The sequence below is a fragment of the Povalibacter sp. genome (genome assembly GCF_036735925.1).
Lineage (GTDB): Bacteria > Pseudomonadota > Gammaproteobacteria > Steroidobacterales > Steroidobacteraceae > Steroidobacter.
In genome coordinates this window covers 38725-55091 of sequence record NZ_DAINNK010000001.1, presented here as the reverse complement: position 1 = coordinate 55091, position 16367 = coordinate 38725, and the positions used below count along the sequence as shown (strand labels likewise).

Sequence of the window (16367 nt, the reverse complement as noted above, 5' to 3'; positions counted from 1 at the left end):
GACGTAAGACAGATCGACACTCTCACTGCGCGACAGCGCGTCCGCGCAGCTTCAGTACTTCGTTCGATAGTAGGCGTCGCCACGGATGGTGTATAACGCGCGCGTTTTCAATCAATGTCGCGCGTAATGAAATCCGGCCTTATTGCTCTCGCACGCAAGTACGCACCCTCCCTTTGGGAAATAGTCGTTACGATTCGCGTCAAGCTGACCCCGATCCGCCGCTACATCGAGAGCAAACTGATTCCCGCCGCGCGCGCCAGGATCGGCGACGGCGACATCCTCTACGTAGGCGTAGCACACTACACACGCGATTATCCTCAGCGCTTTGCTCCAGCGACGGTCGCGACCATCGACATCGAGCCTTCCGTCGCCCGCTATGGCGCGGCCGTACACCGCGTGGGCTCGGTGACCCAAGTGGACACTCTGTTCGGCAAACAGTCCTTCGACATGGTGTTCCTGATCGGAGTGATCGGCTGGGGCCTGAATACGCGTGAGCAGGCCAACGCGGCGCTCGAATCGATCTCGGAGGTGCTGCGTGACGGCGGCGTCCTCATCGTCAGTCGTGATGACATACCGCCTCGCAACAGCGTGCAAATGCAGGATCTGCACGCACTCACCCGCTTCGAGCCCTGCGAGCTTGCCGGTATCGACGCCTCGCGCGTCAAGATTCGCGATCCCAAATACCGGACCGAGCTGTTCTTCTACCGCAAACTCTAGATGCGTCGAGCCTGGAGCGGTGGGTAGCCGCTCAGCGCTTCGGCGTGAACTCGCCGATACGCGCGTGCCGGTAACCGAAGAAGTGCCGGATCGCTTCGATCGTCCGTTCCGCCGCACGTCCGTCGCCGTAAGGGTTGACCGCGTTCGCCATGCGGTCGAAGCTGCGGCGGTCGTCCAACAGCTTGCGGACCCAGCGCACGATCGTCGCGCGGTCGGGGCCGACGACCCGCGCCGTTCCGGCGCGCACCGCCTCCGGCCGCTCCGTCACATCGCGCAGCACCAGCACCGGCTTGCCCAGCGAGGGGCCCTCTTCCTGCAGCCCCCCGGAATCCGTAACGATGAAGCGCGCCCGCTCCATGAAGTACAGGAAGTCACCGTATTCCAGCGGCGGCAGCAGATGCACGTTCGGCAGGCCGCCGAGCGCGGCTGTTGCCGGACCCTGTACGTTGGGATTGGGATGCACGGGATAAACCAGGTTGAGATCCGGCTTGGCGCTGGCGACATCCGCGAGCGCCGCGCAGATGGACTCGAGCGGCGCACCGAAGTTCTCGCGCCTATGCGCCGTGATCAGCACGAATGGCTTCGCCGCCAGGCGCTGCAACTGCGCCGACGGCGCTGCGACCACGCCTTTACGCAGCCTGTCTCTCATGATGCGCAGCGCGTCGATGCCGGTGTTGCCCGTGATGTAGATGCCTTTTGGATCGATGCCCTCCTTCAGCAGGTTCTGCCGCGACTTCGCGGTCGGCGCGAAGTGCAAGCTCGAAACCGCGTCGGCGGCCACACGATTCAACTCCTCCGGGAACGGATTCGCCTTGTCGAACGAGCGAAGGCCCGCCTCCACGTGACCTACGGGTATCCGGTGATAGAACGCGGACAGCGACGCGGACAGCGAAGTCGTGGTGTCGCCATGGACGAGCACCATGTCGGGCGACTCTGCCTTCAGCACTTTCTCCAACCGCTCCAGCACCTTCACAGTGATCGCCGTGAGCGACTGCTTGGGCGTCATCACGTCCAGATCGTGGTGGGGAACGATCCCGAACAGCGCCAGCACCTGATCGAGCATGTGGCGGTGCTGCGCGGTGACGACGACACGGCAATCGAATTCTTTCGGCCGCGCACGCAGCGCCAGTACCACCGGCGCCATCTTCACAGCCTCGGGACGAGTGCCGAAGACACAGAAAATTTTCTTCATTTTGTTACGAATGGCTACGAACGGGCGTGTCTGACGTTGAAAGTATCGGTCACGGTCGCGAGTGCCGCCAGCATCGTCGCCGCGTCCCTTTCCCAATGGAATCTCTCGGTGACCGCACGGCGGCCGGCGGCGCCCAGCGCTTCACGCGTGTTCGCGTCCGTGAGCCCTCTCACCGCTTGGACGAGTTGCGACGGGTCGGTGTCGTGGTACACGCGGCCACACCGAGCCCCCTCGACGATCTGTCGCAGCGTCCGGCACTGCGTGACCAACACCGCTTTGCCTTGCGCCATATAGTCGTAGATCTTGTTTGGAATCGTTGTATCGGTGTGCTCGGTGAGCAGATGCGGTATCAGGCAGATGTCCGCCTCACCGATCAGCGACGGCACCTCCTTCTGGTCCACCCAGCCCGGCAGCAGCAGGTTGCGCTCGACACCGAGTTCGGCTGCGAGCTTGCGCAGCTGCGGCTCCATCACTCCTTTGCCGACCAGGATCACTAGCACGTCCGGATCGATCTCCCGCAGGCCGGGCAAGGCCCGCACGACGATGTCGAGGCCGCGCTTGCCATCCATGTTGCCGACGTACAGCAGCTTCAAACCTTGATGACGCGCGATCTGCTCTGTCACCTCGCCACGCACCGGTTCGTAGACAAGGTCGAGCCGCGGCGTATTCTCGACGGTCCACGCCGGCACACCGCCGTTCGTCAGGCCGATCACACGCAGCCGGCTGGGCTCGGACACCGCGAAGATGCCGTCGAGCTTCGGCAGGATCCAGCGCTCGAGGCGGCGCAGCCAGGAGGGGTTGCGCAGCAGATAGTCCCAAGGCTGTGGCCCGAACAGATCCCACGTGGCCTGGATCATCGCCGGGTAGTTTTCCGCCATGTCGAGCACCACCGGTCTCCCGGTGGTGCGGCCAGCCCACACGGCGGCGGCGGTCAGCGGCAGGTCGCGCACCATGATCACGTCGCTGTTTTGCTGCCGCACAGTGCGCGCGATCGCCCGTATCCACCACGGCGAGAAGAAGGCCGGGAAGTTCATCAGGTCGCGATCAATCCGCGTCCATCCGATCGGCAGACGGTGCACCTCCACGCCCGGGCGCAAATTCTCTTGCCGCGGCTTGCCGGCGCGATTGCGCGACAGGATGACGACCTGATGACCAGCGTCTGCGAGGCTCGAGGTGAACTTCTCAACGCGAATGTCCCAAGGATACTCATCCTGAAAGACGTAACAGACTTGCAAACTAGGCTCCCCCGCAGCAGGCTGACATCGAGCGTATCTTCTTAACTGCGGTCACTTCTGTGCCACGATCCAGGTCACTATCGGCCATTCTGGATCTGTGCGCGTGGCCACCTTATGCAGCGGGTGCCAAGTGGCGTGCGGCACGGGATCAAAGTGCAGGCCGCGGCGCATCCATTGCAGGGCCTCGAAACTGCCCCAGCCGCCGCATTCGATGACATTCGAGAACTTCCTGCACAGCAGACGCAGGGCGTCGGGAGTGTAGCGCCAGAAGTCGCTCGGCGAGCCGTGCACCGGAAAGGCGAATACCGTCGTATGCACGGCGATGCCGCCCGGCTTGAGCACGCGACGGCTCTCCTCCATCGCCGTGAACGGATCGCCCTCGACATGCTCGAACACCTGGTCGGAAGTCACGATGTCGAACTGATCGTTCTCGAACGGCAGCGAGGTGATCGTGTACTCAGGGTAGTTCGCCTCGGTGATCTGCGCGGGCTTGACGCCCATCATGTCCATGAGGTGCTTGGAGTGGCTGATCGACAACCCGCTAGCCACCTGCGAGCGCAGTTGCTTGCCCACTTCGGTCAGCCGCCTGTACATCGAATAGCGCGTCATATGCATGCCACGTGGCAGTCCGAGCATCGTCGCACGCCAGAAGCGCCGTCTCAGCTCGATAATGAACTCGCTCATTAAATCCTCCCACATCGGTTGGTAAGCGTGCGGCGTCGGCGATCCGCTCAGCGAGACCTCTCGCGTAGCCGGTACAGCCATGCGAGCGGTGAGAACGATTCCGTGTAAGCATCGTAGACGATCACATCGTCCGCTTCGTTCAGCGTGTGCACACCGTGCCTGCCCCTCGGACCGAGCGGCGGCGCGATGCGCCAGCAAAAACGTTCTTCGTATTCGTCCGGCGTCAGCGCCACGATCTCATATAGACGCAGTGCTCCGCCATAACGCTGCGTGCAATCCTGAGCCGGGCGGTAGCACGCACCACCGGCCTGAAAGACCCGCCCGGCAGGCCTCGCACGTGCAATGTCGATGACGATCGGATTGAGCCGGTGAGCGTGCCACGGGCCTTCGAGGGACTCGGCATGATACGCGTGCAGATGGGTGTTCGATCCCCGGCGGGCGGCCGAAGTACACAGAATCCACCAGCGGCCGCCGTGACGGAACACGGTCGGATCGACGGCAGGCACTCCCTCCAGCAGCGGCTTGGAGTCGAGCACCTGGCGCGCATCGTCCGACAGGCGATGCAGCGTGATCTCGAACGAGTGACTCGCTTCAGGGCAGCAATAGAGCGCACCGTCGTGCCTGAACACGTGCGGATAGCTGAGGTGGTAGCCGGGCTTGTCGATGAGCTTGTGAATCTCGACGATCTTCCCGGCCTCGTTCAGCTCGACGCGAGCAATCACGCCGCGCCCACGCCGCACTTCCATCCATTCCGCGAGCAACACGCGTCCCCCAAGGCCCGGCACGACGAATGGGTCGGCCAGGAAATTCCCGCCCGGCAGCGGTGGCAGCAAGCGGCCGCGAGCGAGCCAGCCGCAGTCTGCGGTCAGCGGCCCCGGTGCAAGGCCGATCGTCCAGCGCTGCACCTGGAATGCGGCATACCAGGCGCGGCGCAGCCGTTCCCCGAGTTGGCCCAACAGTCCTGAGCGCGGCGCAGATCGCGGATTCGCCGGGTCCACGCTCTCATCGAGCGACGCAGCCGGTGCGCGCCCTTGCGGCTGGCGTGCGGCCTTCCCCAACACATCTGCAGCAGCTAGCGCGAGCTGATCCAAGGTCGCATCGAGAGACCACGGCGTCGCGCCGATACGAGCGGTGCTCAAGAACTCGCGCTCGTCGGGTGCGATTTGCAGCAAGGTCAAGCGAATGGCTCGTCGATCCTCCGAGAGCGCCGACCACTGCAGGCCGCCGCTGGGTATGTCCCCGACCGCGGTCGCGATCCGCCACACGACGACACCGCCTGATGACAACAAACGCGGCACAGAGACATTGGACAGCCACAAGACGGCAGCGGGGCGCAGCGTGCCGATCGCTTCGAGAAGCGCGTCGACTGCGACGGTTTGCGCGACGCTTCTTGTGTCGACAGCGATCTGCTGCAATGACTGCGAGGTGAACGACGCCAACGACGCGAGGCCGTCATCACCGGCAGCCGAAGTCGAGTTGAACAATGTCGCCGAGCGATCATCGACACACGCGAGAGCGTTGATCCGAATCTCTTGTTGTCGCCCCAGCGCGCGCATGATCTTGAGCGCCCAGTCGCCCACCGCACCTCCGTCAGCGACGACCGCAACAGGCAGCGGTTGTGCTAGAGCTTCGGAGGGCACGATGGTGGAGAATGCCGCGATGCTTGCACTCATGCTGGCGTCCGCCGCGAAAACCTGCGCAATACGGCTTCGAGACTGGCCGCGGAATTGCGTGCATCGAAACGATCACGCGCTGCCGGAGCGTATGCCTCGGCCTCCTGCCTTCCGGGAGCGTCCATGCGTGCGCGCAAGTTGAGCGCGAGCTCATGTCCATTGCCGATCGGAAACAGGCTCGCCGGAGTTCCCTGCAGCACGTCCACGAGCCCGTCACAGGCGCTCGCGATGACGGGCACACCGCAGATCAACGCCTCCATCGGCAGAATCGGGCTGGCCTCGGACATCGATGGAATCACTAGCACATCCAGGCCACGCAGCGTCGCACCCACTTCGTTCGTATGAGGCAGGAACCTGAAATGGTCTCCGAGCGCACTGCGCTCGATAGCGGCCCGGTCTTCGCGCACGAAGCCGCCTGAACCAATCGCGACCACGATCGGCCGCCGTGGTGGCGCCAGCGTTCCGACCAGCTCCTGCATCGCCTTGATCAGCACGTGAAAACCCTTGATGGCCATGAATCGACCCATGAAGCCGATCACGAAGTCCTGCGCAGCGAGCTGCAGCTCGCTGCGCAGATCGCGCCGCGCCGGGGCGCAGAAGCGCTGCGGGTCGATGCCGTTGCGAATCGTCTCCACCGTCGGCCGCGTCGCCGGCCAGAAGCTCATGTGGCGCCTGAAGTTGGTTTCCACGGCGCGGCCGGTCGGCTGGACCACGTCACTCACGCCAAGCGCGCCTGCCAGCACCCACCGTCCGATCTTGATCGACCACTGCTTGCGCAGTGCTTCAGTGAACATGTCGTGGATCGTTACCACGTGCGGCTTGCGGCCTAGGACGACCAGCGGCGCGACCGAAACCGCGGAGCTGTAGCCCTGCGAGTGCATTACATCAACATGGTTCTCCTTCAGCGCCTGTCGAGCGGCCTTGAAGATGTCGCGGATACCGGCCGATGCTGCGCGATACACCTTGGGCTCGAAGGCCGCGAGCGCTTTCACGCACTCATCGAGATCCTCCGAGCGCGGGCCGCACAGCACGAGATCGAGATCTGATCTTGGCATCAGCCCGTAGGTGTAACGCAGGTAGCTGCGGATGCCGCCGACCGGCCAACGGACGACAAGCAATACGGTCAGCTTGCGCGCAGCCACGGCAGTGGTCATTTGATACCGCCGCGGGCCGGAGGCGGCGCAGTGCCGCCACGGGCGGCTATCGCCTGTCGGCGCACGCGTTTGCCGGGTTGGGGCAAGACTCCGAGCACTCGACAACTCACCACTGCGAGACCGGCCACCAGGTACCATTGGTATTCATTGAGGCCGTAACTGGCTACGCTGAAGATCATCAGCAGAATGAAGAAATCGCGCAGGCCCTGCGCCGCCCGCAGCGAGAATTCGCGCTGCTGGCGTTCCGCCTCGGCGATCGCCAGCTTGATGTTCTTCCACGTCGTGACCATGAATGTCACAAATAAGATCAGGCCGATGCCGCCGAGCTCTTGTAGCACCTCCGTGTACAGCGTATGCGAAGGCATCGCCTTGCCGTACGCATGGAAGTTCGCCTCGGCCGACGTGCCGAGACCGTGCCCGAACAGCGGACGCTGCAGCCCGACCCCAAGGTCGATCCACAGGCCTTCGACGCGGCCCTGCGAGGACGCGCCGCCCTTGGCGCTGTGATCCACGATGGAGATATAGCGTTGGCGCTCCAGATCGGACATGGACGCAAAAATGACCACGACGATGACGCCGACCGCGCTCAGCGCCGCCACGCGGTGCCTGGAACGCCAGATCACCAGCAAGCCGAACAGCGCGAGCACGAGCGCCCCCGAACGCGAACTGGTGAGCAGCATCGCATAGAGCAGCGGGGCGAGCAGCAGCACGTACGCCACCTGGTGCTTGCGCGAACCGCGCCCGAGCAGGTGATGCAGGAAGCACACGGCGATGATGATCACGAACGCAAGTCCGTTCGGATTGATCACATCGCTAGGCGCGCCGGCAAGACGATTCATCAGCTCCGCGTCGCCCATATCCGTGAACGAGCCCCAGTAACCGGTGGTGATGTTCAGGAACAAGGGCTCGAGCACACGGAACGTCTGCACTCCGACGAACACGTACAGGAAGATCTTCAATCGCTTCTCAGTCTTCACGGTGGCCACGGTGAAGATGAAGAAGAACAGCGATTTCAGGAACACTTCCCAGCCGCCACGCAACACCGTACCCGGCCAGCGGACGAATGGCAGCGACACCAGCACGTAGATGCTGATGATCAGCAGGATGCGCGAAGCCGTGGCGATCGGCGCCGGCGGGGCGCCGACCTGCTTCTTTCCCATGAAGAGGAACGCGATCGTCGCCGCGGCGAGCAGCAGGTCGATGCGAATCGTACCGAGCGGCGGCACGCGTGAGCCCATGTGCAGAAAGTAGCTGACGACAAACAGGCAATAGCAGATGAATGCCGGCGGCAGCTTCTCATCGACCGAAGCAACGGCCAAGCCAGCCTTCGGCACGGCCCGGGCCGCTGCGATCGAATTGGAACGGGATCGCATGGATTGCATGGTCAGGCTGCCCGCGCGGCATGACGATGCTGCGCAAGTTCATAAACCGCCTGGTAGCCTGCCGCCATACGTTGTGCGCTATATGTTTCATGCACCATCGCATTCGCGGCAGCAGCGAGGGCCGCGAGCCGCTGCGGTCCTTTCTCGACTGCTGCAAGACCTTCCGCAAGACCAGCAACGTCCGCAGGAGGTATCAGCATGCCGAACCTGCCGTGGCCGAGCAGATCAGGCACGCCGCCCACCGCGGTCGCCACGATCGGCACTTGTAACACCATGGCTTCGAGCATGCTCACCGGCAGGCCTTCAGAATAGCTGCTACTCACGAGCGCAGCGCAGGCCGACATCAGCGGCTTCGGATCCGCGACGTATCCACAGAAATGGACGGCTTCCGTGAGCTTAAGCCGGACGGCGTGCTGCTGCAATTCGGCCTGCAGGGCGCCAGCGCCAATGACCAGCGCGCGTAGTTTCGCGCCGCCATCGCGCAGGCGAGCCACGGCTTCGAGCAACAGCGCGTGACCTTTCTCCGGGGACAACCGTCCGACGATGCAGACCGTCGGGCCACCTCGACAAAAATCGAGTGCCGCATGCTCATGCGGCTCCAGCGCCGTGCGCGCCGGCCCGAAATTCACGTCGATGCCGTTTGTGACCACACCCAACATCGCACCAAACTGCCGATCGAGGCAATGCTTGCTTACCATTGCCTGCGTGACGGCGATAACCGCGTCGAGCCGCCGCAGCGCCAGCAGATCAATTTTGCGGTACCAGTAGGCACGGGAGGTCCAATGCTGCGCAGTCCAGCCATGGAGCGTCGCGACGCTGGCACCTCGAGTATCCCTGGGCAATGAGGCGACGAGACAATCAGCCTTGAAGCCATGTGTATGCAGCACATTCGCGCCGATCGTACGCGCAGAGGCGGCAATGTCTTTGGCACCCGTCGTGCTGATACCGCTCTGCACGTATGTGCGCACCACCGGCACGCGGCGCTCCGCGCAGGCACGCTCCAGTGGCTTGGTAGGCTCACCGACGCGACCAAGGCTGCAAACCATGGCACTCATTCCGGACCGCAGTTGCTCGGCGACCAGATCGAGAAGCATGCGTTCGGCACCATACAGCCCTCCGCTGTCGATGACGTGCAGCACCCTAGTGTCGGACGCGATACTCACGTGGCCGCGTCGATCAAGTTCGACTGCCAACCTGGACTGGTCGGGCCGACGTGGAAAATGGCCGCAGCCAGCGCTCGCGCTCGTGCGACAACCCGCGCCAGCCGGTCGCAGTCTTGCGGAACTCCAGGAACGACTCGGAAGCACCGAAGCGCGGAATCTTCAGCAAGTGCGCGCCATCGGCCATGCCCAGCACAGTAGTCACCGCGGAACGGTAGCCTGCCTTCGCCACCAGCTCGACGGTCTCCTTGGTGAAGTCCTCAATGCCTCCGAACGGATAACAGAAGTGATCGCAGGGCTTCTGCAGCATCTCTTCGATGCGCTGCTTCGACCCGAACAGTTCCTGCGCCTGCGTGTCGCGGCTCTCACGCGACAGGTTGGGATGCACTCGCGTATGTGAGCCGACCGACAGACCCGCGGCCTGCCATGCGCGCAGCTGCTCCCAGGTCATCGCGCGATATTCCGCTACGGGCTCGGTGGGCAGCGGTACCGCGAGCTGCGACGACATCTGTTCGAGCGCCACCAAGCAGTCCTCGCGCTCGAACGTCTTGACGACGTCCGCCACGACGTTCCAGATGCCTTCGACCTGATCGTCCCGGTCCCACGTCCACGCATGCTCGACGCCGGCCAGTTCGAGACGCAGCTCGCGCTTGACCGTAGTGAAAAGCATGTACCGGACCGCGTCAGGCCACAGCCAAGTCTCGCGATCGACGTACGCGGATGGCGCATAGACGATCGCCGGCACCTTCCAGCGCAGCAGCAAGGGCATCGCGATTGTGTACACGTCCTCATACGCGTCGTCGATCGTCAGCACCACCGAGTTCGCCGGAAAGCCGCTGCCATCAGCGAGCCGCTGCAGTAGCTCTTCGTAGGACAATGAGTGATAGTGCTGCCGGATCAATTGCAGCTGCACCTCGAAGGCGGCGGCCGAAACCTTGCGCACATGCGGCTCGACACCGAAGCGGTGGTACATGACGATGCGCGGCCGGTTGCGCGTCAGCAACCGCGCCGATTGCAGCGCAGCTGAGATCCCCAGGTTCCGAATGCTCATGCTCGACCCCTCGCGGCTGCTCAGGTGGCAGTCTTGAACGGACGGGTGGTGACAATCGCCCGCGCGATCGAACGCCACGCCGGCCAGTATGCCGGCTTGTAGCGCAGCGCCTTCATCATTTCCTTGATCGCCGGCACGCGGCGGCGCTCGGCAGTGAGCAGGACATCGCCGCGCTTGACATAGCTTTCGGCCCAGGCCTGCTTCATCTGATCCGGCCGCACCGAGTGCGGATAGCGATCCAGGAAGCGCCCCATGATGTGCAAGGCCGCGTCGAGACGCTGGCGGTACTTATTGGACATCTGACCCGGCCAGACGCGGTACATCGTCAGCACATCCTCGACGTACGCGAACTCGTGCTCGACCGACATGCGCAGCCACAGATCCCAGTCGATACCCATGCCGAGCGATTCATCGAAGCCGCCCACCTTGTCGAAGGCTTCGTGGCGCACAACCGCCGTCACGTAGGGCACGAAATTCTCGAGCAGCAGCTCGCCGGTCACCTTGCCACTGTGTGGATTCCAGTCGCCGCGCGGCAGCCGCTGACCTGTCTCGTCGACGCGCTGGCATCCCGCGTAGACGACACCGACGCGCGGCAGAGCGAACAGCGGTAGCTGCTTATCGAGCTTGTCGGGCGTCCAGAAGTCATCGGCGTCGAGAAAAGCGACGTACTCGCCGCTGCCCAGACGCGCACCATGGTTCTTCGCCACCGCCTGGCCGGCATTCTTCTGTGTGCCGAGCTTGATGCGCGGATCGCCGCACCAGCGCTCAAACAGCTCGGCCGTGTTGTCGGTGGAGCCGTCGTCGACGATGCACACCTCGACATCGCGGTAGGTCTGGTTCAACGCGGACTCGACCGCCTGGCTGAGGAACTTCGCCATGTTGTACGTGGCGATCACCGTGCTGACGCGACCCGGCACGTAAGTGCGCTTGGAGGTTAGATCTTGCATATGGAGAACCGATATTTCCCGGAACGCTCTTGCGCAATGCGCTCGACTTTTTCGACGCTCACCTGGACGTTCGCGCCGAACACTTCGTGCAGCTCCTGCTCGACGGCCGAGACCGTCGATTGATCGAACGACGAGGTCGGCACCACACGCACCTCGAACCGATCGATCGCCGTCTGTACGAGCTGCATCTGGCCTAGGCCGGTGATCCGGGTCAGCGTGCGCTCGACCAGCGAGACACCGGCGACGCGGCTGCCGTCGGCCTTCTTGAGGTAGTCGGCGACGCGCCCCACCAGCTTTTCCAGCAGCGGCAGCTGCCGCCCGCAGGTACAGTGCCTTTCGCTCAGCACGCCGACGTCCTCGACGCGATAGCGGATCATCGGCATGGCGCGATTGAGCAGATCGGTCACCACGATCACCCCCTCCTCGCCCGGCGCCGTTGGTGATCCATCTTCGCGCAGCACCTCGATGACGAGGTGCTCGATGTTCAGGTGCATGCCGTCGTGAATTTCACATTCGGCGGCGATCAGACCGACCTCCTCGCAACCGTAGCGATTTATGACCTTGCAGCCGAACGCGCGCTCGATCACGACCCGCTCCTGCGGCAGCAGCATCATCGAAGTGGCGACAATGCCGCGTGGATGCAGGTCAGTAACACCCTGCTGCACCAGCCACTCCGCAACGATGAAGATCGAATGCGCATGACCGTAGACGATGCGCGGCCGCTCGCGCCGCCAGTGCTCGACGAACTCTCGCAGCGTCACGTCGCTGATATTCATCGTGTCGAGGAAGATCATGCGGCTGTGCAGAGCCGAGCGCAGCTTTGCTCGCCAGCTGTCCGGCTGCGGCGGATTACCCCAGATCGCCATCACCTTGGTGCCTGGATACCAGCCCGCCCAATGGTTGGCGCGCAGCTCATCCCCGTTGCGGATCTGCTGCCAGAGCTTGTCGAGATAGACGACAACCGACTGACCGGTAGAGCCGCCGGTCTTATGCACCACCAGTTGGTCGCGCGCGAACTCGTCCGAAAGCATCTGCTCCGTGTGCTCGCGCAGTTCCGTCTTCGTCAGCAGCGGCAATCGCTGCAGCGACTCGAGCGTCAACTGCTGCGGATCGACCCCGGCCTGCTTGAACTGCTCGCGATAGTGCGGCGAATGCGCGGCCGCGTAACGGCCGATCTCCTGCAGTCGACGGGCTTGCGTCGCCCGCAACTGCTCGATCGGCGCCCACTGCGAGCGCAGTAGCTCGCGATACGTGCGCATTCGTACGCTCGAATCTCTCAGGTCCCACAACGGATGCAGGACGAATCTGGACAGGATTTCCAGCATGTCGCTCCCTTAAGCTCAGGCCCGCTCGACCGGCCGCCCCGTCACCCGGCGCAGCAGATCCTGCACGCGCGCAAGATCGCCACGCGACAGCGCCTTGGTGATGAACGGCAGCACAGCCAGCGCGACCAGCAGGACGCTCTTTTCCGCCAAGCCCATCCAGGTCCAGCCGGGTCCGGCGAAAGTCAGCCCAATCGTGACGACCACCGCCGAGGCAGCCAGCAAGGCCGTGCACTGACCGATCGGGTATGGAATCGGGAAGAACTTCTGGCTGACCGTGAGATAGCTCACACTCTTCGCCAAGTACGCGGCCAGCAGCGCAATGATAGCGCCCGGCAGGCCCAGCCACGCGATCAAAGTCGCATTCAGCACCACATGTAGCGCCGCCGAACCGGTGTTGATGAACATGTGATAGTGCGTGGCCTTCTCTCGCAGGATGCCGTACTCGAAGTGGTACTTGGTGGCGAGAATGATCATCGACAGCGCTGCAAACGGGATGATCCAGCCGGCCTTCTGGAACTCCGGCGCGGTCATCAGGGCCAGGATTTCCGGCGCAAACAGCGCGAGCACCGCGCTCGGCACGATCAGCACGACCATGTGATAGCGGAAGGAGGACGTGAGCAGCCAGGTCGCGTTGGGCGAGCGGCCCATATCGAAGCGCTGCGAAACGAAGGCCATCAGGAAGGGACTGGTGATGAGTTGATGCAGCGCCGTGCCGAGCTTCTGGGCCATGCCCCAGATACCGGCCGCCTCGGTCGACAGGAAGCCGTTGATGAAATAGCGATCGGAATAGCTGATGGCGACGCTGGCGAGTTCGGATGGCATCAGCGGCAAGCCGAAACGGTACATGCTCCTGGCCACAGGGCGGTCGAACTTCAGCCCGACGCGCGACACGATCCACACCAACAGCGGCAGTCCGACGACGAGCTTGGTCGCGAGATTGCCGATCAGGATGGCGAAGATGCCAAGCTTCTCCACCACTATGAGATAGGCGTTGAGACCGACGCCGATCACCAAGTTGGCCATCGAGGCGACCACGAACAGGATCGATCGGTTGACCACGCGCAGGTACACCATGCCCAGGTCGATGACCAAGCCGATCGCGATGGTCACGAACGCCAGCAGGAAAGCGCGGGGATCCACAGGCTCCTTGAACAGCAGACGAGTAAGCGGCTCGTACAGCGGCAGCGACACCAGGAACACCAACACTCCCGCAATCGTCGCCATGATGAATGTGGTACTCACCACGGCGTTGCGCCGCCGCTGATCCTCGTCATCGAAGTAGAACCTGCCCAACGCCTGCGCGACTCCGAGGCTCGCAACCAGGCTGAACATGCCGACGGTCGTCTCGATCAGGTCCAGCACGCCGTAGTCGAATGGGGTGAGGTACGCCGTGTACAACGGCAACATCAGGAAGCTCGCGACCCGCGACAGCATGCTGCCGGCCGCGTAGATCGCCGAGTGTTTCGCCAGGAACCCGAGGCTCGTGGCTCGCGCTTCACCAGCGCTCATGAGGTTCGCACCGCTACGCCGGCACCCTCGCCGCCGCCATTGAGAACGCGCTCGTACAGGTCGGCGTGCCGTTGCGCCATCACGTGCGTCGAAAAATTACTCACCGCATGCTCTCGCGCCCGTTGTCCCATGACCGGGCCTTCGGAGCCGAGCACGACGCGCAGCCTGTCCGCCATCTGCCGCACGTCGCCCACCGGTACGAGGAAGCCGGTGCGCCCCTGCGAGATCAGCTCCGGATTGCCGCCTACGTCGGTGGCGATCACCGCCTTGCCCGCCCATAGATATTCGATCACAGAATTGGAGAGCCCTTCCGTTTCGGAGCACAGCATGCATGCGTCGGCCGCCTCGATATACGGCATCGGATCGCTCTGCGAGCCGACGAAACTGACGTGGCCTGCAATCCCAAGCGAGGCGGCGAGTTGCCGCATCTCCTGTCCATGCGATTGCGAGCCTCGATGCGGCGGATCTTCACCGACCAGCTGCAGCAGGATCTGCGGAAATTCCTCGCGCACGGCGGCGATAGCCTGGATCGCGTCCGCGATGCGCTTGAGCGGGCGCAGATTGGCCACGATGGTGACCACCGGCCGCTGTATCTCGATGCCGAGTCTGCGGCGCGCCTCGCTGCGACCCAGCAGCTCGCTGCGCTGCTCGAATCCGTTCTCGATGACCGCGATGCGATCAGGGGAATAGCCTTCGTGCTGCACCACCGATTGCTTGACGGCATCGCAATTCGCGATGACCGCACTGACTGCGAAACGCTGTGCGCGCAGCAGCCGTAGATTCGACGGTGTGTACCAAAAGCCGAGATCCCGGCGCGAAACGATCACCTTCGCACCACCCAACCGCAGAAACGACGGCAGCGCGATCGCGGCATCATTCAGGTAAACATGCGCGATGCCGACACGCCCCGAGCGCATGCGGCGCGCAAGCTGCAGCGCCTCGCTCAGGAAGTTCATCGTTCTGAGGCTGCGGATACCGAGCACGTCGACGTGTACGTCGGCCAGGCCGGCGAAGTAACGGTCATCGCCACGCAGCAGCGCCACGCTTGGCGTGAAGCGGCCGCGATCCAGATTACGCAGCAACCGTAGAAACTGCGTCTCGGTGCCTGCGCCCGCGTTCCGTAGCTCGTCGAGAACGTAGAGGACCGGGACCGGAGGCCGCCCCTGAGCTAGCCGGTTCTCGGCTGCCATAGAACCTGCTTTTGTCCGCGGACGAAGCGTACGAACGCGACGGCGGATGCGAAATTGAGCAGCGCGAAGTACATGCAGTAGCGGCTGAGGGCGAACCTGCCCAGGGCGCTCGGGCCGACCCACGCGAACAGAACGAAGAGCGCGAACAGAACCTGCCCGACGGCGCCCAGAACGTAGATCGGCCCGTGCTGCAGCAACTGCCAGTTCAGAACCATCGCCGCCGCGAGCGGCGCAAAGCTCATGTAGCGCAGCAGCTTATGCGACCAAAGCTGCCACGCGAAGATGCCCGAGCGGAACGGATTCAAAAGCACGCGCCGGTCCCAGAGCGCCCACAGAGCGCGCAGCGCCACCCGCACACGCATACGATACTCGGAAGACTGCGTCGTGAGCGTTTCTTCTGTCAGGACCGCCAGTGGCTCGTGCACGACGCGATATCCCTGCGCCACCACATCAAGTGGTTGAACAAAATCCGGCAGCTGATCCGCATTCATGTGCCGGTAAAGCGTCTTGCGTAGAGCATCCACGCCGCCATCAACACCGACCACAGAACCTAGCGCCGTCTCGGCGACGCGCAAAGCATTCTCGTGGCGCATGAACGCGCTACAGCCGTCACCAACCAAGGAACCGTCGGGATTTGCATACAGCATCTTGCCAGTAACGTACCCAACTTCCGGATCCGCGAAGTTACGCACCAGCTTACGGATAGTGTCTGGGCGATAAATTGAGTTTGCGTCGGCAAAAACAACGATTTCACCTCGCGCACGCGGAACAGCCATATTGAGTGCAGCAGTCTTTCCTTGCCGCGGTTCGTTGCGCAGAAGGATGACATTGGGGTGCGCAGCGGCTAGGCGTTGCACGACGGCATCGGTCCCGTCGTCGGAAGCATCCGAGATCACGATGATTTCGAGTCGCTCGGCAGGATAGTCTTGGGCTAGCTTGTTACGAATCGTTGACTCCATGTGTCGGATTTCGTTGTAGGCCGCTGTGATCACCGTCACGAATGGCAGGTACGCATCGTCGCTGTGCACGACACGACGCCGCAATCGGCCGACTCCCGAGGCTAGCACTGGATATATTGCGTAGGGATAAACGCCCAGGAGCAGCAGGCACCAAAAAGCGACTTCGAGCATGAAAGCAACTTAAGATAC

At 63.2% G+C, this 16367-nt stretch carries 14 protein-coding genes; 1 reads left to right on the top strand and 13 read right to left on the bottom strand.

Going from position 1 to position 16367, the window contains the following annotated elements:
- Positions 1-126 precede the first annotated feature (126 nt).
- Positions 127-717 carry a class I SAM-dependent methyltransferase gene (locus tag V7D81_RS00245; protein ID WP_324313695.1) on the top strand — a complete coding sequence of 197 codons (591 nt, stop codon included), beginning with the start codon at positions 127-129 and terminating at the stop codon, positions 715-717.
- A gap of 31 nt (positions 718-748) precedes the next feature.
- On the opposite strand, the gene wecB is transcribed toward V7D81_RS00245, so the two are convergent.
- The 13 genes from wecB to V7D81_RS00180 are packed head-to-tail and all read right to left on the bottom strand — an operon-like array spanning position 749 to position 16349.
- Entirely contained in the window at positions 749-1909 is a 1161-nt protein-coding gene (gene wecB, locus V7D81_RS00240) for a non-hydrolyzing UDP-N-acetylglucosamine 2-epimerase (RefSeq protein ID WP_324313694.1), read from the bottom strand.
- A 14-nt stretch (positions 1910-1923) separates the two neighbouring features.
- On the bottom strand, positions 1924-3144 hold the full coding sequence (locus V7D81_RS00235) for a glycosyltransferase family 4 protein (RefSeq protein WP_324313693.1): 1221 nt from the start codon (positions 3142-3144) through the stop codon (positions 1924-1926).
- A gap of 51 nt (positions 3145-3195) precedes the next feature.
- The gene (locus V7D81_RS00230; RefSeq protein WP_324313692.1) at positions 3196-3828 is read right to left on the bottom strand and encodes a class I SAM-dependent methyltransferase; all 633 of its coding nucleotides are present in this window, start codon (positions 3826-3828) and stop codon (positions 3196-3198) included.
- A 47-nt stretch (positions 3829-3875) separates the two neighbouring features.
- On the bottom strand, positions 3876-5501 hold the full coding sequence (locus V7D81_RS00225) for a glucosamine inositolphosphorylceramide transferase family protein (protein WP_324313691.1): 1626 nt from the start codon (positions 5499-5501) through the stop codon (positions 3876-3878).
- Positions 5498-6655 (bottom strand): glycosyltransferase family 4 protein, encoded by a 1158-nt coding sequence (locus V7D81_RS00220; RefSeq protein ID WP_324313690.1) that lies wholly within the window; start codon positions 6653-6655, stop codon positions 5498-5500. The genes V7D81_RS00225 and V7D81_RS00220 overlap by 4 nt, the downstream gene beginning before the upstream one ends.
- Positions 6652-8028, bottom strand: coding sequence for an O-antigen ligase family protein (locus tag V7D81_RS00215; protein WP_324313689.1), 1377 nt, complete (start codon positions 8026-8028; stop codon positions 6652-6654). The genes V7D81_RS00220 and V7D81_RS00215 overlap by 4 nt, the downstream gene beginning before the upstream one ends.
- Before the next feature lie 11 nt (positions 8029-8039).
- The gene (locus V7D81_RS00210; RefSeq protein WP_324313688.1) at positions 8040-9176 is read right to left on the bottom strand and encodes a glycosyltransferase; all 1137 of its coding nucleotides are present in this window, start codon (positions 9174-9176) and stop codon (positions 8040-8042) included.
- 37 nt (positions 9177-9213) lie between these two features.
- Positions 9214-10248: a polysaccharide deacetylase family protein gene (locus V7D81_RS00205; RefSeq protein WP_324313686.1), complete on the bottom strand. Its 1035-nt coding sequence runs from the start codon at positions 10246-10248 to the stop codon at positions 9214-9216.
- A gap of 20 nt (positions 10249-10268) precedes the next feature.
- Positions 10269-11195, bottom strand: a complete 927-nt coding sequence (locus tag V7D81_RS00200) for a glycosyltransferase (RefSeq protein WP_324313685.1) — start codon at positions 11193-11195, stop codon at positions 10269-10271.
- Positions 11183-12520: a phenylacetate--CoA ligase family protein gene (locus tag V7D81_RS00195; RefSeq protein WP_324313684.1), complete on the bottom strand. Its 1338-nt coding sequence runs from the start codon at positions 12518-12520 to the stop codon at positions 11183-11185. Before V7D81_RS00195 ends, V7D81_RS00200 begins: the two co-directional genes overlap by 13 nt.
- A gap of 15 nt (positions 12521-12535) precedes the next feature.
- Positions 12536-14029: a lipopolysaccharide biosynthesis protein gene (locus V7D81_RS00190; protein ID WP_324313683.1), complete on the bottom strand. Its 1494-nt coding sequence runs from the start codon at positions 14027-14029 to the stop codon at positions 12536-12538.
- A complete protein-coding gene (locus V7D81_RS00185; RefSeq protein ID WP_324313682.1) occupies positions 14026-15219 on the bottom strand; it encodes a glycosyltransferase in 1194 nt (397 codons plus the stop codon). Before V7D81_RS00185 ends, V7D81_RS00190 begins: the two co-directional genes overlap by 4 nt.
- Positions 15198-16349 carry a glycosyltransferase family 2 protein gene (locus V7D81_RS00180; protein WP_324313680.1) on the bottom strand — a complete coding sequence of 384 codons (1152 nt, stop codon included), beginning with the start codon at positions 16347-16349 and terminating at the stop codon, positions 15198-15200. The genes V7D81_RS00185 and V7D81_RS00180 overlap by 22 nt, the downstream gene beginning before the upstream one ends.
- Positions 16350-16367: the final 18 nt, after the last annotated feature.